Origin of the sequence: Haloterrigena salifodinae, assembly GCF_003977755.1 — an archaeon.
GTDB classification, from domain to species: domain Archaea; phylum Halobacteriota; class Halobacteria; order Halobacteriales; family Natrialbaceae; genus Haloterrigena; species Haloterrigena salifodinae.
This window is the reverse complement of record NZ_RQWN01000002.1, coordinates 423,830-443,008: the sequence shown is the minus strand read 5'-3', so window position 1 is coordinate 443,008 and position 19,179 is coordinate 423,830. Positions and strand designations below refer to the sequence as shown.

At 65.4% G+C, this 19,179-nt stretch carries 18 protein-coding genes; 7 read left to right on the top strand and 11 right to left on the bottom strand.

Translation table 11 applies throughout. The annotated features are described in order from the left end of the window. Positions 1-12 precede the first annotated feature (12 nt). Positions 13-2,619 carry a heavy metal translocating P-type ATPase gene (locus EH209_RS10980; RefSeq protein ID WP_126662945.1) on the bottom strand — a complete coding sequence of 869 codons (2,607 nt, stop codon included), beginning with the start codon at positions 2,617-2,619 and terminating at the stop codon, positions 13-15. Between the two features lie 190 nt (positions 2,620-2,809). Here EH209_RS10980 and EH209_RS10975 point away from each other — a divergent pair, with 190 nt between their 5' ends. Beyond that, positions 2,810-3,457 (top strand): DUF1097 domain-containing protein, encoded by a 648-nt coding sequence (locus EH209_RS10975; RefSeq protein ID WP_211338348.1) that lies wholly within the window; start codon positions 2,810-2,812, stop codon positions 3,455-3,457. Positions 3,458-3,508: 51 nt separating this feature from the next. Here the strand turns inward: EH209_RS10975 and EH209_RS10970 are convergent, their stop codons facing one another. Then, entirely contained in the window at positions 3,509-4,255 is a 747-nt protein-coding gene (locus tag EH209_RS10970; protein ID WP_126662944.1) for a helix-turn-helix domain-containing protein, read from the bottom strand. 62 nt (positions 4,256-4,317) lie between these two features. Between EH209_RS10970 and EH209_RS10965 the strand changes: the two genes are divergently transcribed. Beyond that, entirely contained in the window at positions 4,318-4,791 is a 474-nt protein-coding gene (locus EH209_RS10965) for a hypothetical protein (protein ID WP_126662943.1), read from the top strand. Positions 4,792-4,955: 164 nt separating this feature from the next. Here the strand turns inward: EH209_RS10965 and EH209_RS10960 are convergent, their stop codons facing one another. From EH209_RS10960 to EH209_RS10950, 3 genes are all read right to left on the bottom strand, one after another. Continuing rightward, a complete protein-coding gene (locus tag EH209_RS10960) occupies positions 4,956-5,159 on the bottom strand; it encodes a helix-turn-helix transcriptional regulator (protein WP_126662942.1) in 204 nt (67 codons plus the stop codon). 2 nt (positions 5,160-5,161) lie between these two features. Continuing rightward, positions 5,162-5,542 carry a hypothetical protein gene (locus tag EH209_RS10955; RefSeq protein ID WP_126662941.1) on the bottom strand — a complete coding sequence of 127 codons (381 nt, stop codon included), beginning with the start codon at positions 5,540-5,542 and terminating at the stop codon, positions 5,162-5,164. A 392-nt stretch (positions 5,543-5,934) separates the two neighbouring features. Then, the gene (locus EH209_RS10950; RefSeq protein ID WP_126662940.1) at positions 5,935-7,086 is read right to left on the bottom strand and encodes an acyl-CoA dehydrogenase family protein; all 1,152 of its coding nucleotides are present in this window, start codon (positions 7,084-7,086) and stop codon (positions 5,935-5,937) included. 115 nt (positions 7,087-7,201) lie between these two features. Here EH209_RS10950 and EH209_RS10945 point away from each other — a divergent pair, with 115 nt between their 5' ends. Both EH209_RS10945 and EH209_RS10940 read left to right on the top strand, forming a co-directional pair. Continuing rightward, complete coding sequence (locus EH209_RS10945; RefSeq protein WP_126662939.1) at positions 7,202-9,175, top strand: 3-hydroxyacyl-CoA dehydrogenase/enoyl-CoA hydratase family protein; 1,974 nt, start codon at positions 7,202-7,204, stop codon at positions 9,173-9,175. A gap of 302 nt (positions 9,176-9,477) precedes the next feature. Next, positions 9,478-10,050, top strand: a complete 573-nt coding sequence (locus EH209_RS10940; RefSeq protein WP_126662938.1) for a HalX domain-containing protein — start codon at positions 9,478-9,480, stop codon at positions 10,048-10,050. On the opposite strand, the gene EH209_RS10935 is transcribed toward EH209_RS10940, so the two are convergent. Together EH209_RS10935 and EH209_RS10930 are read right to left on the bottom strand one after the other, a co-directional pair. Beyond that, positions 10,047-12,008 carry a PAS domain S-box protein gene (locus EH209_RS10935; protein WP_126662937.1) on the bottom strand — a complete coding sequence of 654 codons (1,962 nt, stop codon included), beginning with the start codon at positions 12,006-12,008 and terminating at the stop codon, positions 10,047-10,049. The genes EH209_RS10940 and EH209_RS10935 overlap by 4 nt on opposite strands. A 175-nt stretch (positions 12,009-12,183) precedes the next feature. Continuing rightward, positions 12,184-13,335, bottom strand: coding sequence for an acyl-CoA dehydrogenase family protein (locus tag EH209_RS10930; protein ID WP_126662936.1), 1,152 nt, complete (start codon positions 13,333-13,335; stop codon positions 12,184-12,186). A gap of 278 nt (positions 13,336-13,613) precedes the next feature. On the opposite strand from EH209_RS10930, the gene EH209_RS10925 reads away from it, so the two are divergent. After that, complete coding sequence (locus EH209_RS10925) at positions 13,614-14,663, top strand: DUF4382 domain-containing protein (protein WP_126662935.1); 1,050 nt, start codon at positions 13,614-13,616, stop codon at positions 14,661-14,663. 131 nt (positions 14,664-14,794) lie between these two features. Here EH209_RS10925 and EH209_RS10920 read toward each other — a convergent pair whose 3' ends face one another. From EH209_RS10920 to nikR, 3 genes are all read right to left on the bottom strand, one after another. After that, the gene (locus tag EH209_RS10920) at positions 14,795-15,190 is read right to left on the bottom strand and encodes a hypothetical protein (protein ID WP_211338347.1); all 396 of its coding nucleotides are present in this window, start codon (positions 15,188-15,190) and stop codon (positions 14,795-14,797) included. Positions 15,191-15,382: 192 nt separating this feature from the next. After that, positions 15,383-15,760 carry a cupin domain-containing protein gene (locus tag EH209_RS10915; RefSeq protein ID WP_126662934.1) on the bottom strand — a complete coding sequence of 126 codons (378 nt, stop codon included), beginning with the start codon at positions 15,758-15,760 and terminating at the stop codon, positions 15,383-15,385. Between the two features lie 59 nt (positions 15,761-15,819). Further along, positions 15,820-16,248, bottom strand: a complete 429-nt coding sequence (gene nikR, locus EH209_RS10910; protein WP_126662933.1) for a nickel-responsive transcriptional regulator NikR — start codon at positions 16,246-16,248, stop codon at positions 15,820-15,822. Between the two features lie 184 nt (positions 16,249-16,432). Here nikR and EH209_RS10905 point away from each other — a divergent pair, with 184 nt between their 5' ends. Together EH209_RS10905 and EH209_RS10900 are read left to right on the top strand one after the other, a co-directional pair. Continuing rightward, on the top strand, positions 16,433-17,224 hold the full coding sequence (locus EH209_RS10905; protein ID WP_126662932.1) for a creatininase family protein: 792 nt from the start codon (positions 16,433-16,435) through the stop codon (positions 17,222-17,224). A 579-nt stretch (positions 17,225-17,803) separates the two neighbouring features. Next, a complete protein-coding gene (locus EH209_RS10900) occupies positions 17,804-18,622 on the top strand; it encodes a mechanosensitive ion channel family protein (protein WP_126662931.1) in 819 nt (272 codons plus the stop codon). Positions 18,623-18,661: 39 nt separating this feature from the next. Here EH209_RS10900 and EH209_RS10895 read toward each other — a convergent pair whose 3' ends face one another. Further along, a complete protein-coding gene (locus EH209_RS10895) occupies positions 18,662-19,072 on the bottom strand; it encodes a hypothetical protein (RefSeq protein WP_126662930.1) in 411 nt (136 codons plus the stop codon). Positions 19,073-19,179 lie beyond the last annotated feature (107 nt).

The following is a 19,179-nucleotide window of genomic DNA, read 5'->3' as shown; positions in this document are numbered from 1 at the left end:
GGCTCGCTCGCCTCACTGATCGCCGCGTCGGCGCTCGAGTACCTCGGGCGTCTCGGGTTCGACGTTCGCCAGCCGCATCGCGTTGCCGGTCACGCCGAGACTCATTCCCATGTCACCGATGACGACCGCATGGATCACCGTGACGAACCCGAACGGCGTCCCGGCGGCGAGCGCGGCCTTCACCGCGAGGCTCGCCCAGATGTTCTGGCGGATGACGCCGGTGGCGGTGTGAGAGAGTTCGTAGAGGTACGGCAGCCGGGTGAGGTCGTCGCTCATCAGCGCCACGTCGGCCGTCTCGAGGGCGGTGTCGGTCCCCGCGGCGCCCATCGCGATGCCGACGCCGGCGGTCGCGAGCGCGGGCGCGTCGTTGATGCCGTCGCCGACCATGGCGACGGTGGCCTCGGCGTCATCGTCGCTTTCTTCGTCGTCACCCCCCGTCTCACCCTCTAACCGACGAATCCACTCGAGTTTCTCGTCGGGCAGCAGTTCGGCGTGGTACTCGTCGATGCCGACTTCCTCGGCAATGGCGCGGGCGGTCCCCTCGTTGTCGCCGGTGAGCATCACGACGCGGACGCCCTGCTCTTGGAGTCGCGAGACGGCCCACTTCGCCTCCGGCCGAACGCGATCCGCCACGGCGATCACGCCCAGTGGCCGGTCCTCGGTGCCGACGATCACGACGGTCTTCCCCTCGGCCTCGAGGTCGGGGACGACGTCCGCGAGGACGTCCAGACAGCCCTCGCGCTCGCACTGCGGGCTCGAGTCGTCCCTCATCTCGGCGAGCGCGATTCCGCCGTCAGTCGTCGCATGCGTGTGTCCCAAGTCCGCGAGGCCGTCGAACAGGTCCGGCTTGCCGACGTAGTGGGTCGCGCCGTCGATCTCGGCGCGGACGCCCTTTCCAGTCAGCGCCTCGAACGCGGAGACGTCGGGCCCGTCGTCGTCTGTTACGACGCCCCGCTCCTCGGCACGGGCGACGATCGCCTGTCCGATCGGGTGTTCGCTGCGGCGCTCGAGGGCGCTGGCCCGTCGGAGGACGTCGTCCTCGTCGGCCCCTTCGAGGGGGATCACGTCGGTCACCGAGAGGTCGCCCTCCGTCAGGGTGCCGGTCTTGTCGACCGCGAGCACGTCGCTCTCGCCGACGGCCTCGAGGTAGCGCCCGCCCTTGATGAGCACGCCGTTGCGGGCGGCGCTCGTGATCCCCGAGACCACGCTGACCGGCGTCGAGATGACGAACGCACAGGGGCAGGCGATCACCAGCAGCGTCAGCCCGCGGAGGAACCACGTGTTCCACGAGGCGCCGGCGAGCAGCGGCGGCGCGACGGCGATCGCGACCGCGAGGATCACGACGATCGGGGTGTAGACGCTCGCGAAGCGGTCGACGAACCGCTCGCGCTGGGTCTTCTCTCGCTCGGCGTCCTCGACCATGCGGACGATCCGAGCGATCGTCGAGTCGTCGGCCTCGCTGGTCACTTCGACTTCGAGATAGCCCGACTCGGGGATGGTCCCGGCGTACACCTCGTCACCCGCCGTCTTGTCGGCGGGCACGCTCTCGCCGGTGATCGGCGACTGGTCGACCGCACTTTCGCCCTCGAGCACCACGCCGTCGGCCGGGATCTTCTCGCCCGGGCGGACGACGACCGTGTCGCCGACCCCGACCTCATCCGCTGGCACCGTCTCCTCGCTGCCGTCCTCGCGCTTGACCGTCGCCGTGTCAGGCGAGAGATCCATCAGCTCCCGCAGCGAGTCGCGGGCGCGGTCCATCGAGAACCGCTCGAGCAGCTCGGCGACGCTGAAGAGGACGGCGAGCATCGCCCCCTCGAAGGGGTGGTGGGCCGCGACGCTGGCGAGGATCCCGACCCCCATCAGGAAGTCGATGTCCAGACTCCGGTTGCGCGCGGAGTAGTAGCCGTTCCGGAGGATCGGCGCGCCGGCGATCGCCGCGGTGACGAGGAAGAGCCCCGTCGAGAGGTGGTAGGTCCGATCGACGAGGTCGCCGGCGGCGATCGAGAACAGCGCCGGGTTCGCGCTCGGGAGGACGAACTCGAGGAGCATCCCCAGACTCAGGAGGGCGGCACCGACGCCCGTAGTGACGGCCCGGCGGCTCTTCCAGATCGGCTCGTCGTCGCCGACGGGTTCGCCGTCGGTGTCGTCACCCATCGGCGTCGCGTCGTAGCCGGCCGACCCGATGGCGTCGACGACCGTCTCCGAGCCGGTTCCGTCCGCGACCGAGACGGTCACGCGACCCGAGGCAGGCCGGGTCTCGATCTCGCCGACGCCCGCGGTCCCCTCGAGCGCGTTCTCGACCTTCGACGCACAGGAGGCACAGTCCATATCGGGGACCGAGAACGTCAGCTCCGACGCCGCGCCGACGATCTCGTAGCCGGCCGCGCGGACCCGCTCGCGGATCGCGTCCTCGTCGGTCCGCGTCGGGTCGAACTCGACGACGAGGCGACCGCTGGTCACCCGCGCGTCGATCGCGTCGATCCCCTCGAGCCGCTCGACGCTGTTCGTCACCTTCCCGGCACAGGAGGGACAGTCCATGTCGGGGACGCGGAGCTCGAGGGTCCGACTCGTGCTCGCGTCCGGCGGCGCGTCGGGAGAGGATGGAGAGGTGTCGCTCATTACTGGACAGTAGTCGCCCCGCTACCATACGGGTTATTTGGCGTGCGCCAAATGGAGTGGCGGTTCGAGCTAATAATCCGGCTTCGGACAGCCGTAGTCGCCCACTGAAAGCTCGACGCACCGTATCGGATCACTCGGTACGGGCGGAGAAACACGACAAACCGTGATCGGTCCGGCCTCTCGAGGCTACGTGTCGGATACGGAGGATATATCTATCAGCGACTGGCTGGTTGTATCTCTACGCTCGGAGGAGAGGACAGTCATGAGCCGTCGACAAAGCCCGCGGCTCGAGGCGCGCATCGCCAACTGGAACGACACGTGGGCGCTCGCAGTTGTGTTCGGACTCGCCTCGATTCCGTGGACGTACGGGTTCGTAGCTGGCTTACACGTTCCGCTGTGGCCGTCATTTATCGCCTCCGGGACGTTCTATGCGGCGGGGACCGGACTGAACGGGCTCGTTCGGGGATACGCGAGTAATCTCGTCGGTATCATCTACGCCGCAGCGACGCTCGCCGTCGTGAATACCTATCTCGGTGGCGGGGTCGTTGCACTCAGCCTCGTCGTCGGTGTCTTCATGTTCCTCGCCAGCCTCCACGAGTTCGTTCCGGTACTGTCGTTCACTCCGGGCGGGTTCTTCGGATATGCGACCATGTTTAGTGTGTCTGCAGCCGACGCGGCCGCCTTCGGCATCGCGGGGCTTCCCGGAGAGACACTCGCAGCCATCGTCTCGATGTTCATCGGGGCCGTTATCGGACTCGTCACTGATGAAGTGAGTTCAATCGTTGGGAGTGAGAGATCTGTGCTGCGTATCCAGCACGGCTCGATGGGCGTCAACTGAAATTCCGGCATGCAGTTCGCACTGGGAAATACCGGCTTCTGGTTCAGCGATTCACAGCCCGGCAGCCAGCGTCTCGAGCGAGTCGTCCGCTTCCACGAAGTTCGTCGCGAGACTCGATTCGGCCCGCCGCAGCCGATACGAGAGGGTCGAGCGCGGAATCTCCAACTGTTCCGCCAATTCCCCGAGTTCGATCCGTCGGGGCGTCTCGTAGTAGCCGTGCTCGACGGCCGTCCGCAGCGCCTCGCGCTGCTCGACTGGGAGGTCCTGTTCGGGCTCGAGCGGCGCGCGATCGGGGTCGAGTTCCGTCAATCGCAGCATCTCGATACCGGTACACTCGCCGACCTCGTCGCCCAGCGCGTCGAAAAACTCGTGGATCGGCGCGTCGCTGCCCAGCACGATCCGCCAGCGGTAGCGCCGGCCCTCGCGGTAGGTCTCGAACAGCAGCCCCTCGCCTAAGTACTCGAGGGCGACGTGGGGAACCGAGGTACAGACATCCGTGCGATCCCAGTAGGTGTAGACCACGAGCGTGTCGTTCGATCGATCCAGCACCTGCACCTCGCAGTCGGCCCCGCAGTCGTCTTTCACCAGACAATCGGCGAAGAAGTCCGCGTTCTTGTAGGCGTCTTCGAGGGCCTCGAGCGCCTCAGCCGAGCCCTCTGCGTGGTCGACCCGCCAGAGGCTGTCGGCCGTGACGTGACACGACAGCGAGCGGATCGAGGCGTCGGGGTACGCCGCCAGAACGTCGGCGACGGGATTCGTGCCCGGTTCGTACTCGAGGGCGAAGACGAACTCTCTCATTACCCAGTCGTAGGGCGCCACACGACAAAGGGGTTTCTCGCTGGAGCCCATACGATCCGATGATGGTACCGCCGGTAGTGTTCTCGACCGTCAGCGGACAGATAAGCGAGTTCTGGGCGTTTTATCGGCGCTACACGGACACGACGATCCACACGGCCGCGACCGCGGCGCTGACGATCTTCGGCTTGCTGATCTTCCTCGATCCGTGGTTCGCGGTGCTGGCCATCGGCTCGTACGTCGGGCCGCCCGTGGTGCTGTACGCCCTCGCCGACGAACGAGTGCCCGGTTCCGACGGCGGCGATCCGCGGCAGGATCGTCCCGCGGAGCACACCGCGCGAACCGTCGACACGACGAAACGGCGGTCGATCGCGGATCGCTCGAGTAGCGACGACTCGAGGACGAACTCGAGTCCCCGATTCGGAAACGGCGATACTGACAGCGATTCAGACGACGGTGACACGGATTCGGACAGCGACGGTACCGACACGGATTCGGACAGCGACGACGGCGATACCGACTCAGATAGCGATAGCTGACGGACGAGGCGAAGGCCGGATCGGAAACGGCGACGACGGGGCGACTCAAGGCGACCGTGTCGGCCCACGTCTTCGCGCACGTCGTCTTCGTCGCGCTCTCGCTAGCGAGACCCGTTTCGGGAACAACGGTAGGCCGAACCGGTGATTCGGAGCCTCCCGCCGGTTCACTCGTTCTCGGCCTGGTAGTCGAAGAGGTCCTCGATACGACAGTCGAAGTACGCCGCCAGCTCGAACGCGAGCTCGAGACTCGGGTCGTACCGGCCGCGCTCGATCGCGTTGATGGTCTGTCTCGAGACGTCGACCTCCGCGGCCAGTTCCCCCTGCGTCACATCTCGCTTCGCCCGCCAGACCTTCAGGTCGTTCTCCATCGTTACATTCGTCGGCTGTACCACGACCAAGCAGTTACGAAAACGGCCAGCCCGGCCAGCAACAGCCACGTGTAGTGGCTGAACACGGGATAGGTGACGTCGGCGCCGCTCTCGACGCTACCGACCGTCATCAGACCCACGAGGAGCGTCCAGAACGAGAGCGTCGAGGCGCGGAATCCGATCTGGAGGAATCGCTCGTCGGTCGTGTCCCGGTCGTCGAGGAGCTGCAACCACCACAGGCCGGCGACGAGAAACACCGCCCCGCCGCCGATGGCCAGACCGAGTCCGAGCGTCTCCGAGTCGACGATATCCGAGACCGGTCCCATACTGAGGGCTCCGACGGCCATCAAGACGACGCTGGCAACTGATCGACGTTCTGACATCGTGTGTAAAGTGTACTTTCCAAAGTGTATAAATAGCCTTCTGATCTGTCGACTGTGTTTGTCACCCGCGGCTCGACCCGGTCGCACTCGAGCGATAGCGCCGGAGGTAGCTCTCGCGGGGACTCGAGCGGTGGCACAGCTACTCGCCCAACGCCGAAGACGGGAACTAATGGCCGGGATCGGACGTGGCGAACCTCGCCGCGTCCGCGACTCGGGGGAGGGCAGGCAGTCACCCGATAGTCACCGCGAGCGAACCCGAAGGGTGAGCGAGCGGGCCGACGACTGACCCGGAAGCCGCGTTCACGCGGCTGGAGGTGAAGGAGGAGTGCTTTTCATCGAAGTTTTACCGAGTGCGGTCGCGCAGCGACCGCACGCAGAGTAAAAGTTCGTTCCTAGAACCCTTTACCGAGCAATTCGCGTGCAATAACGTTCTTCTGGATCTCCGTGGTTCCCTCGTAGATCTGGGTGATCTTCGAGTCGCGGTAGAAGCGCTCGACGGGGAAGTCGTTGACGTAGCCCGAACCACCGTGGATCTGGACGGCCTCGTTGGCGACGTCGACGGCGATGCGGGAGGCGTACTCCTTGGCCATCGAGGCGCCCATGGTGATGTCGTTCTCCTGATCGACGTTCCAGGCAGCCTTGTAGGTCAGGTTGCGCGCGGCTTCGGTCTTGGTCGCCATGTCGGCGAGTTTGTGCTGGATGGCCTGGAACTCGCTGATCGGCTGGCCGAACTGCTCGCGATCCTCGGCGTAGTCGAGGGCCGCTCGAAGCGCGCCCTTCGCGATGCCGACCCCCTGTGCGGCGACGCCGGTTCGGGTGGCGTCGAAGAACTGCATCTGTTGGAGGAAGGCGGCGCCCTGATCGCCGATGAGGTTCTCCTCGGGGACGCGGACGTCGTCGAGGATGAGTTCGGCGGTGTCGGAGGCGCGGATCCCGAGTTTGCCGGTGATCTTCTCGGACGTGAAGCCGTCGCGGTCGGCCTCGACGACGATCTGGCTGAAGCCGTCGTAGCGGCCCTCAGCGTCCGGATCGGTCTTACAGAGCATGACGAAGAAGTCGCCGACGGTGCCGTTGGTGATCCACATCTTGTTGCCGTTGATCACCCACTCGTCGCCGTCCTTCTCGGCGCGCGTCGAGACCGAGGAGACGTCCGACCCGGTGTCCGGTTCCGAGATGGCGGCCCCGGAGATCTTCTCGCCCCGCGCGACGGGCTCTAAGAAGCGCTCCTTCTGGTCTTCGTTGCCGAACTCCCGGATGGCCTCGGTCCCGAACGAACAGGCGAGGATCGAGAGCGCGATGCCGGGGTCGTAGGAGAACAGTTCCTCGGCGATGATCGCCGACTCGAGCGTCGAGTAGCCGGCGCCGCCGTACTCGATCGGGATCGAGGCGCCGACCAGTCCCATCTCGGCGGCCTCGTCGACGATGTCGTGGGGGAACTTCTCCTCGGTGTCATACTCCTCGGCGTGGGGAACGATTTCGTTCTCCGCGAACCGCGCGACTTCGTCGCGAATCTGTTCCTGTTCTTCTGAGAGCCCGAATTCCATGTGACGGTATTCCTACCCCATCGATAAAGAGGTTTGTAACCGGAAATAAACCGAACTATAGTTTCATGTGCGAATGAGGGAAACGTTCAAACACGTGCACATTGCAACTGTGACCATGGAGCTGGAAGACATCAACACCGTCGCAGTTCTCGGCGCAGGGAATATGGGCCACGGCATCGCGGAGGTACTCGCGATGGCGGGCTACGACGTGAACATGCGGGATATCAAAGACGAGTTCGTCCAGAACGGCTACGAGCAGATCGAGTGGTCGCTGAACAAGCTCGCCGAGAACGACCAGCTCACCGAGGACGAGGCCGAAGCGGCCCTCGAACGAGTGACGCCGCTGGTCGACATGGCGGAGGCCTGCGGCGACGCCGACGTCGTCATCGAAGCCGTCCCCGAACAGATGGAGATTAAGAAGGACGTCTATACCGAACTCGAGGAGGCCGCCAACGACGACGCCATCTTCGCGACGAACACCTCGAGCCTCTCGATTACGGACCTCGCGGAGGTTACCGAGCGCCCCGAGCGGTTCTGTGGGATGCACTTCTTCAACCCGCCGGTCCGCATGGACCTCGTCGAGGTTATCTCGGGCGCCGACTCCGCCGAGGAGACCCTCGAGACGATCGAGGCGCTGGCCGAGGATATCGGCAAGACGCCCGTGCGCGTCCACAAGGACTCGCCCGGCTTCATCGTGAACCGCGTGCTTGTTCCCCTGATGAACGAGGCCTGCTGGCTCGTTCACAACGACGAGGCAACCATCGCCGAGGTCGACTCGACGACCAAGTACGGGATGGGGCTGCCGATGGGGAGCTTCGAACTCGCCGACCTCACCGGTATCGACGTCGGCTATCACGTGCTCGACTACATGAACGAGGTGCTCGGCGAGGCCTACGAGCCGAGTCCGCTGTTCGAGCAGAAGGTCGAGGACGAGGAACTCGGCAAGAAGACGGGCAAGGGATTCTACGACTACGAAGACGGCGAAGGCGCCCAGATCCCGACTGACGAACAGTCCGACCTCGTCGAGAAGCGACTGATCGCGACGCTGGCCAACGAGTCCGCCAAGCTGATCGGCAACGACGTCGCGCCGCCCGAATCGATCGACGAGGCGACCAAGCTCGGCGCCGGCTTCCCGGACGGCCCCGTCAAGATGGTCGACGAGTTCGGGATCGAGAACGTCCTCGAGGCCCTCGAAGAGGCCTACGAGGAGACTGGCCATCCGCGCTACGAGCCGGCCGACTACCTCGAGGAACGCGCCGAAGCGGGCGGGTTCTACGAACAGGGCGGCGACGCCGAAGCGACCGAGTTCGAGACGATCCGAATCGAGTACCCCGGCGACATGGTCGGCCACGTCGTCCTCGACCGACCCCACCGGATGAACACGATCAGCGACGACCTGCTCGAGGAACTCTCCGAGGCCGTCGACCTCCTCGAGGACGACGACGAGGTGCGCTCGATCCTGCTCACCGGCGAGGGTGAGCAGGCCTTCTCCGCGGGCGCGGACGTCCAGAGCATGGCCGGCAGCGGCGCCGACCCGCTCGAGATCACCGAGCTCTCGAAGGCCGGGCAGGAAGCATTCGGAAAACTCGAGTCCTGTGAGATGCCCGTCGTGGCCGGAATCGACGGCTTCTGTCTCGGCGGCGGGATGGAGCTGGCCACCTGCGCAGACCTCCGTGTCGCCAGCGAGCGCTCCGAGTTCGGCCAGCCCGAGCTGAACCTCGGTCTCATCCCCGGCTGGGGCGGCACGCAGCGGCTCAAACACATCGTCGGCGAAGGCCGTGCGAAGGAGATAATCCTCACTGCCGAGCGGTTCGACGCCGAGACGATGGCCGACTACGGCTTCGTCAACGAGGTCGTCGACAACGATGCGCTCGAGGAGCGCGCACTCGAACTGGCGACCGACCTCGCGGGCGGCCCGCCGATCGCCCAGAAATTCGCCAAGCGGGCGATGCTCGCCGGTCGCGACGACACCGACGCCGGCCTCGAGTACGAGGCCTCTGCGTTCGGGCAGCTGATGTCAACCGACGACCTCATGGAGGGGATCACGGCCTTCATGGAAGACGAAGAGCCGGAGTTCGAAGGGAAGTAAGACGAACGCGGCCGAGCGCCATCGGCTCGCTGCGATCGCGAGCCTGTCGCTGGTATCGAGTCGCGAGGGATATAGTGAGACTATATTGACAATATGTCGGTTCGATGAACCGTAATTTTCTGTATATTTACACGTTCGGAGAGGCCGGGTTCTAGCTTCGAACACGATATATCCGGCCGCTGTCGTCTGTGATTCATCCGGTTAGTGGTTCGAACACTGATATCTGGTCGCGAGATTTATCACGAAGAGGTACCATTGGTGACCCGTGGCTGTAACGATGCAGAGAACGGAGGGGGCTCCCAATGAGTGACGACCTCGAGATTCTCGTCGTCGACGACGAGGCACGGCTCGCGGATCTGTTCGCCGCGTGGCTCCAGAGCGAGTGGACCGTCGACACGGCCTACGACGGCGAACAGGCCCTCGAGAAGATGTCCGACTCCGTCGAAGTCGTCCTGCTGGACCGTCGAATGCCGGGTCTTTCGGGCGACGAGGTGCTCGAGCGAATCAGGGACGCCGGTTATGAGTCCCGGGTGGTGATGGTGACGGCGGTCGATCCCGACTTCGAGATCATCGAGATGGGGTTCGACGATTACCTCGTCAAACCGGTCTCGAAGGACGAACTGATCGAGATCGTCGACGACGTCGCCGACCGAACGGAGTACGAATCGGATATTCAGGAGTACTACGCGCTCGTCTCGAAGAAGGCGCTGCTGGAATCCGAGAAGGCCGATCGAGAACTCGCGAACAACGAGGAGTACCAGGACCTCTGTGACCGCGTCGAGGAACTCGAGGCCCGCGTCGACGAGACCGTCTCCGGAATGTCGTCCCACGACGACTTCGTCGGCGCGTTTCAGGACCTGCAGTCAGAACACTAATCGCCTTCGTCGAACGCGAATTCGAACCGAGCCCCCCCGTCGATGCTTTCAGTTGCGGTAACCGACCAGCCGTGTCCGGTAGCGACTTCTCTTACGACCCAGAGTCCGATCCCGAGCCCCCCGGCGGCGGTCGAAACCGACGGATCGAACAGGTCGTCGTTGATCTCGTCGGGTAACCCCGTCCCGTCGTCCGCGACGAAAAAGCCGCGACCGGAACCGCCCTCGGACTCGAGGGCGCCGACGCAAACGGCGACGTCTTTGCCGCCGTGCTCGATCGAGTTCCGGAAGAGGTTCTCGAGTAAGCGCAGCAGTCGCGATCGGTCGGCCTCGATAGCCATCGTCTCCGCGACTGAAAGCGTCGCGTCGGCCGTCGAAACGTACTCCCAGGCGTCGTCGGCGACCGATTCGAGGTCGACGGGTTCGGAGTCGGTCGCCCACTCCCCGTCGCGCGCGATCGCCAGGACGTCCTCGATGATCGCCTCCATCCGATCGAGTCCGTCGCGAACGCTGTCGACGTACTCGAGCGATTCGGTCTCCTCGAGCAACTCGAGATACCCCTGCGCGACGCCGAGCGGATTGCGCAGGTCGTGGCTGACGATCCGCGCGAAGGCGTCCAGCCGCTCGTTCTGTTCGCGGAGCTTTCGCTCGCTGCGCTTTCGTTCGGTGATATCGCGGACGACGCCGACCGAGCCCACGAACGCCTCGTCGCGGACGAGGACGGCGATCTGGGCCTCGCAGGGGATTCGCTCGCCGGCTTTCGTCTCGAGGGAGAGTTCGACCGTGTCCGTACTGTCGCCGCTGGAGAGCAGCGAGCGGATCATCTCCCTGCCGGCGTCGACGTCGGCCTCGTCGAAGACGATCGAGGCGTGCTCGCCGAGCAACCCCTCGCGGCTGTAGCCGGTCATCGCCGTCAGCGCGTCGTTGACGGTCATGAAGTGGCCCTGTTCGTCGAGGACGTACATCCCGTCGCCGGCCGTCTCGACGAGCCGTTCGTACCGCTGGAGCGCCCGCTCCTGTTGTTCGAGTTGGCCGCGAATCGCGATCGTCTCGAGGACGTGAGAGGCCGTCCCGGCGACCATCTCGATCCCCGTCCGTTCGGCCTCCGAGAGCGTCTCGAGCGCGTAGACGACGAACACCCCGTACCGCTCGTCGCCCGACGCGAGCGGCGCGACGGCGGCGGCGCGAACGCCCCGGTCGACGGCGTGCTCGCCGAACGGAACCGAACCGCACCGGTCGGCGACGTGCTGGTGGCTCTGAAACTCGTCTGTTCGGATCGCCCGCTCGAGGAGCGGCTGGTCGCCGTCGCCGATCCCGAAGGTCCGTTGCATCGGCCACTCCATGCTGTCGGGGTCGGTCAGCCAGGGGACGATCTCCCCCTCGCCCTGATCGTACTCGCCGACCCAGGCGAACGCGTAGCGGTCGGTCGCGGTAAACTCCTCGCGGAGAATTCGCTCGACGTCGACGGGAGAGGTGACGTCGACCAGCCGCCGCCTGACCGCGGAGACAAGCGCCGCGATGTCGTCGGGCAACGACGCGAGGCCATCGTCCGTTTCGGAGTCGGTATCGGCCGCCTCGAGATCGTCGGGCGCGGTTCGCGAGTCGGCTCCGACGCGTTCGGTGATCGTCTCGGCGAGGCGATCGGGCCGGTCGGACTCGTCGGTTCGAGCGACCACCTCGCTGAGGACGGCGACGGACGCGTCGCTCTCGTCGTCGCCCCAGTGGACGAACGCCGGCGTCGACGGCACCTCCGCTTCGACGGTGTCGACGAGCTGTGGCACGTTCGGGATCGAACTCGCGTCGATGACGACGGCGTCGATCGCTCCCCGCTCGAGTCGGTCGACGGCTTCGGCCCCGCGCTGGGCGATGACGACGTTGACCGGCGCGTCGGTCAACGCGAGCGTGACGGACGCACGCGTGGATCGATCGTTGCTGACACAGAGGACGCGTGGCCGACTCATATCACTCAGTCACTCTCGGATTCGGTATCGATCGTCGATACCGCTGCCTACCGGGGCGAAACGGATTGTTCTTTCGGCGTGTCAGTCACGCCAATTGATCATCGATCGGTCGCGGACGCATCGACTGGCCGGTGGTCGACGGTCGACGAACGCGGGAGTTGCCGCCGGCCCGACGTTACGGCGCCTGCCCGTAGATCAGGTTGCGCTGAATCTCGTTCGCTCCCTCATAGATGACCGGAATGCGGACGTCGCGGTAGACGCGGGCGATCCGCCGCTCGTCCAGGATCGACCGACCGCCGTGGAACTGCATCCCCTGTTCGGCCACCGAGGTCGCGGTCTCGGTCGCGTTGGTCTTCGACAGCGCCGCCCAGTAGCCCTCCTTCTCCCCGTTTTGAACTTTCTCGCAGGCTCGCCAGGTGAGCGAACGGGCGCTCTCGAACTCGATCAGCATGTCCGAGAGGCCGTGCTGGACCGCCTGAAAGTCGCTGATCGTCCGGCCGAACTGCTCGCGGTCGTGGACGAACTCCCAGGTGGACTCGATGGCCGCCGCCGCGAGGCCGATCCCGTGGCCGGAGACGGCGATCCGGCCGTGGTTGAAGAAGTCCGCGAGCATCCAGAACCCCTCGCCCTCCTCGCCGATCAGGTTTTCCTCGGGGATCCGGCAGTTCTCGAGTTCGATGTGGGCCTGTTTCGAGGCGCGCATCGCCATCTTCTCGGGGATGTGTTCGGCCTCGTAGCCGTCGGTGTCGGTCGGGACGATAAAGAGCGAGTAGTTGGCGTAGGGGTTCGACTCGTCGTCGCCGGTGCGCGCGTAGAGGGTGATCCAGTCGGCCTCGACGCCGTTGCCGATCCAGTACTTCTCGCCGTTGATCACGTATTCGTCGCCGTCCTTCTCCGCCGTGGTCTCCATCCCCGCGAGGTCGCTGCCGGTTTCGGGTTCGGAGACGCCCAGCCCCGAGCGCTGCTCGCCCTCGGCGACCGGTCGGATGTACTCCTCGCACTGCTCGTCGGTGCCGTACTCGTAGGTAAGTTCACAGCCGAAACTCGCCAACTGGAGCGTCAGCGCGATCCCCGCGTCCGCGCGGTAGAATTCTTCGGTCAGCGCCAGCAGTTGCGGGAGATCGAGCCCCCGACCGCCCCACTCCTCGGGAATGTCCTGCGCGACGAGGTTCGCCTCCTGACCCGCCTCGAGGATCTCCTCCGGATACTCGCCGGCCTGGTAGTACTCCTGGGCGTTCGGTTCGATGTGTTCGCGCGCGAACTCCCGGGCTGCGGCCTTGACATCGCGGGCGTGCTCCGGGACGATGCTGTCGTCGAGTAGGTCCATATGGTGTCAGAGGACAGCACGATAAATATAGGTGCGGTGATCCGTTGCAAGCCACGGACCGGCCGCCGGCGGGACGATCCGACCGGTCGGCGTCGCCGATCGGTACCGTTCGGGGGCGGCGACGAATCGCTATTCGCCGAAACGGCGTCCCGCGGAGCGCTCGACGGTTCCGTCGGGTTCCTTCCTGCAGAAAGTCGCCGTCGGAAACGTTCGTGAACCGTTCTGTCCGTTCAGAACGACTGTCACCCTTTTAGCAACCCGCATTCGACGGACGCCATATGACGACCGATCCGACGAACGACGATCGAGACGACGAGCCGTACGATCACGATATCGACCGCCGGGCGTTCATCGCCGCGGGCGGCACCGTCGGCGCGACGATGCTGGCCGGCTGCGCCGGCGATGCGACGCCCGACGACTCGAGTGACGCGCCGGACGACGAGACAGACAGCGAGGAGACCGACGGGCCGGCGACCGCCGGCGCGGCGAACTTTCGGCTGCTCGTCAGCGACAGACCCGCCGACATCGGCGACTTCGATCGACTCGACGTGTCCTTCGATAACGCCCGCATCTTCGACGGCGGGGGCGAGGAGTCGGACGACGGCGAGGGTGGCGAGTCCGAGACCGACGGCGAAGACGCCGAAACCGACGACGAGGAAGCGGCCGACGACGGGGACGAGGAGGAATCGTCCGAGGACGGCGACGACGATACATCAACGGGTGACGAATCCGGCGACGAATCGGACGCGAACAACGGCGAATCGAACGCGAACGACGGCGAATCGGACGCAGACGGTGACGGATCCGACTCGAGCGACGACGCCGTCGAGCGACACCGCGGATTCTACTGGCTCGACCTCGAGGGCGCGACGGTTGACCTGACGCAGGTCGTCGGCGAGAAGGCCGTCTCGGTCTTCGAGGGCGGCCTCTCGGCAGGGAGCTACGAGAAAATCGAACTTCACGTCGCGGACGTCGAAGGCGTCGTCGACGGCGAGACGGTGCCCGTGAAGGTGCCGAGCGAGAAACTCCAGATCACCCACGCCTTCGAGGTTCGGAAGGACGAACCGCTCGAGTTCGTGTTCGACATCAACGTGGTCAAGAAAGGAAACGGCGGCTACAACCTGACGCCCGTTATCTCGGAGAGCGGCGTCGCGGGCGAGGACGTCGACGTCGAAGAGGTCGACGACGAATCCGACGATAGCGACGAGGACGCCGACGACCGTGGCGACGCCGAGGAGAACGACGGCGAGACTGGCGGCTCCGGCGGGAACGAAACGAACGACGACGGCAGTGCAGACGACGGCAACGAGAGCGGGACGAACTCGTAGTTCCGACGGCGCAGTTGAATCGCGCCAGCGGCGGAGTCGGGTCGCTGTTCACCGCTTCCGCTGCGAGACGGTACCGTCACCGCCGGTAGCGTCGCTCAGACCGTACGGCCGGTAGTCGAGTGCCGTCGCTGCTATCGAAGCTCCCGAACGAGGTCGTTGACCGAGGCCGATTTTGCCGCGTGGTCCTCGAGTCGCCAGCGGTCCCACACCACGTCGCAGACGACGTGAATGTAGAGGACGACGCCGGTCACGATCGCGAGCGAGCGGCTCGCAAGCGCCAACAGCGGGACGACGGTCCCGATGATGAGGAGGTGGCTCAACAGCCGCGAGAGAACGCCGACGTCGCCGTGCTCGAAGATCTGCCCCTGGTCGGCGACGGCCGCCATCGGATTCGCGAGGCAGAACCTGACAGCGTCCCAGCTCCCGGTCTTGATCCGCGCGATGAGCAAGTGGTCGGCGTCGATGAGCACGCCGGCGGCGGTGCCGTAGACGACGACCGCGACGGCGGGGAGTTCGACGCCCAGCACGCTGATCGGCGACAGTACGGCGGCGAGAACGCCGGCGACGACGAGCGAGATGGCGGCGTGGTGTTTCGAGTAGATCGGCGGTCACCTGGGAGTCGAAACCACGCCGAGGCACAAAACCGTCCCGCTGTCTCTCGATTCGTCGGCCGACCGCGACACCCCGCGGCGCGGTTCGACCGAAGCGGCGCTGCGATCTCAGCCGGCGAAGCCCGAAAGCGACCACTCTCCGTTGTCGCCGTCTTCCTCGGCGATACTCGGGGCGCTGACGAGCACGAACGCGCTCTCCGCGTCGCCGTTGCGGATCTGGCGGGTCGACGACGGGGGGATCCACAGCGCGTCGCCGGTCTCCATCGCGACCGGTTCGTCGTCGATGATGACCGTCGCCTTCCCCTCGATCAGCACGTAGACCTCTTCGTGGCCGTTCTCCGTGTGATCGTGGGGTTTGCTGTTCCAGCCGGGATCACAGCGAGCGACCGTCACCCCAACCTGCTCGGTCTCGAGCGGATCCGATAAGAAGTGCATCGCGCTCGAGACCTGTTCGACGTCCTCGTAGTTTACCTTCCGGTAGGTCATGTCCGTGTGTTAGGCTGCCGTACAGTAAAACTAGTCGTTCGATCGAACTCGAGACGGGATCAGTTACCCTGTGCGAACGGATCGAAATCGTCGACGGGAATTACCGAGTAGTCGACCGTCAGCGCGTCCTTGGTCGCGCGGATCTTTCCGACAAACGTCGAGATATCCTCGAGTTCGCCCTCGAGGACGAACAGTTCCATACAGAAGTGGTCGCCGACGTGGCTATGGAAGTTCGAGGCGACGAGGTCCTCGTGTTCGTGACGCAGGTGCATCATCTGTTCCTCGACGCTGGTCGTTTCGTAGTCGAAGAGAACGGTGACGATCCCCATCAGATCACGGTCCTCGAGACGGGTGTCCTCGAACTCGCCGAGGAGGTTCCGCGAGGCCTCCCGGACGACCTCGCTCCGGCCAGTGTAGCCGTGTTCGTCCGCGAACTGATCGAGTCGCTCGAGGAGTTCGTCCGGCATCGAGACGCTGACGACTGCCATATAATAACTTCCGGGACATGATCTATTAAGGGTTATCATAACCGTCCGTCTGGAACCGGCTCGAATAGCAATTGAACTGGTCGATCAACCCGGCGGATCGCGTCGAGGCAGCCCTCGAGTCGGACCGAGGCGGGACGGGTTCCGCAGCACCCACTGTTTTCCGGCTTCGCCGAGAGCGTCGACTATGTATCTCGCCAACCGGAGTTGGCCGGAACTCGGCGACTACGTCGCGGACGAGTCGCTCGCGGTCGTCCCGCTGGGCTCGACCGAGCAGCACGGCCCGCACCTCCCCGAAGGAACGGACCACATGATCGCCGAGGCGCTGGCCCGCGAAGCGACCGATCGTACCGGGTACCTCTGTACGCCGCCGATCCCGATCGGCGTCAGCTCCCACCACCGGCAGTTCCACGGGACGATGTGGGTCGAGGCGCCGATCTTTCGGGACTACGTCGAGAGCCTCTCGCGAAACCTCACCTACCACGGCATCGACCGCATCGTCTACGTCAACGCCCACGGCGGCAACGTCGCTCACCTCCGGGAAGTCGGCCGGCGGCTCCACGACGACGGCACCGCCTACGCTATCGAGTGGATGTGGGACGAGTCCATCCCCGAACTGATCGAAGAGGTCTTCGAGACCCCCGGCCCCCACGGCGGCCCCAAGGAGACGGCGATGATCATGCACATCGCGAACGAACTCGTCCGCGAGGACCACCTCGAGGACGCCCGCGACGGCGGCGCCGTCTTCGACTACGACGCCGAGCGAGTACACGGCGCGACCACGTTCTACGACTGCATCGAGAACAGCCCCAACGGCGTCTTCGGCGACCAGACCGACGCGACCCCCGAGATCGGCGAAGAGCTGTTCGAAGCCGCGACGGACCAACTGGTGGCGCTGCTCGAGTGGCTCGACGAGCAGCCGATTGAGGATCTCATGCCGGAACCGCAGCTGGAACCCCGTTCGGATCGCCGTCGATAGAGCGGCGTGAACGCCCCGCTGACGGCTCCGTTCTGCCGATGGAGGGCCGATTCCCGGCCGCGATCGGCCCTCGGCAGCCGGACCGATTCGCCGTCGTCGCTAATCCGCTATTACGGCCGTCGGGTTGGCTAGACACCGAAACGGCCGCTTGCTGAGCGACCGCGAACGACCGCTCTGAATCGGCGGGCGAATCGGACCGAGTCGTGGATCGAAACGACCTCGAGCCCCGTCTCGAATCGCGGATAGTACCGGGTCTCGTCATGCACGAAACGCGGTAGTTACCGTCCGAGGTTCGTCTCCGAATTCGACGGTACCGTCGCTCGATCTGTCGGCGGGTCGGCGACAGGATCGCCAAACCCTCATTATCGCACGCCGGCGGGACGACAACTCCGACAGCAGCGGCGAGCTACGCGTCGTCGTGGCTCGAAACCGATACCGCACCGTTACCGTCCGTTCGACGCGGAATTCGGGACAACGGACACTTCAATTGAGGTGCCATCGCCGGGCCGAAAGGGTTGGTTTCACTATATTTCGATAGGGACTCAATTACGAAACCCCGCGGGGACGACGCGTCGGTGTATGGTTCAACCCCAACTCGCCCAGCAAGGACCGGTTCCCGACTGGTTACAGGATCCGATCGCGGAACTCGTCACGTTCCTTCCGCGGCTGATCGGCGCGCTGGTGATCCTCTTCATCGGCTGGATTATCGGCCGCGTCGCCGCGCGTGCCGTTCGAAGCCTCGCCGACGGGATCGAACTCGACAGGATGGTCCTCGAGACGCCGCTGGGGCGCATCCTCGGCGGGACGGAACGGGCCGTCTCCAGCGCCTTCGGCTCGCTCGCGAAGTGGTTCGTCTACGCCCTGGCCATCCTCGCGGCCGCCAACGCCCTCGCGATCCAGTTGCTGTCGGAGTGGATCGCGACGGCCGTCTCGTACCTGCCGGCTTTCATCGCCGGACTGCTCGTCATCGTCATCGGCTTCGTCGTTGCCGACTTCGTCGGTGACATCATCGAGCGGACGCGAGCGGCGGCCGAGACGGTCTACGGAAACTGGTTCGCCAACGGCGCCCGCATGTTCCTCTACTTCACCGCGATCGTCATCGGACTCGACACGATGGGGATCGACGTCAGCATCCTCTACGTCTTCGCGCGAGCGCTCGCGTGGGGCCTCGCCGCGGCGGTCGCCATCGGCGCCGGCGTCGCCTTCGGCTGGGGCGGCAAGGACTACGTCGCCGAGAACATCGGTCGCTGGATGGGACGCACCGCCACCGTCACGCCCGACGAAGAAGGCTCGAGCGGGGGCCGCTCGGCCGGAAGCGATCGGTCCGCCGGTAGTCAGTCTCGCCGCTCCGATCGGGACCCCGGCTCCGAGCCCGGACCGACCGACGACGACGACTGATCGCCGCGCGACGATCACCGTCCGCCGCGCCGGACACCGTCACTCGACGACCGACTCGATCCGCGGCTCGTCGGCCGTTCGATCGGGTGGAAACAACGGCTTGACCGGGACGACGACGTGGGACTTGACGAGCCGGTCGTCGGACGGCCGCCACTTCTCGACTCGCGCGAGCGAGCGCGCCTCGTAACAGTCCTCGAGCGACTCGAGGGCGTCCTCGAACGCGTCGGCGTCGAACCGGTCGGCCGAGACGGGGTCGGAAACGACCGCGAGTCGGCGCGTCCGCGCGTACACGTCGAGGCGTCCTTCGAAGACGTGTTCCAGGCGTTCGATACAGTCGTGCACCTCACCGAACGACGGGTCGTCGTCGCTCGTCGGGAGGGAGACGTACGCCTGATACTTGTCCGGCCGCTTCCGGACGTGTCGTTTCCAGAGTCGGGTTACGAACTGCACGAATCACCCTCCGGAGTCGGCCGAACGGGAACGTTCGGTCTCGGCGAACGACGGAACGGATCCGCGCGGATCGCCGTCCGTCGGTCCGCACCGATGGACGTCCGACT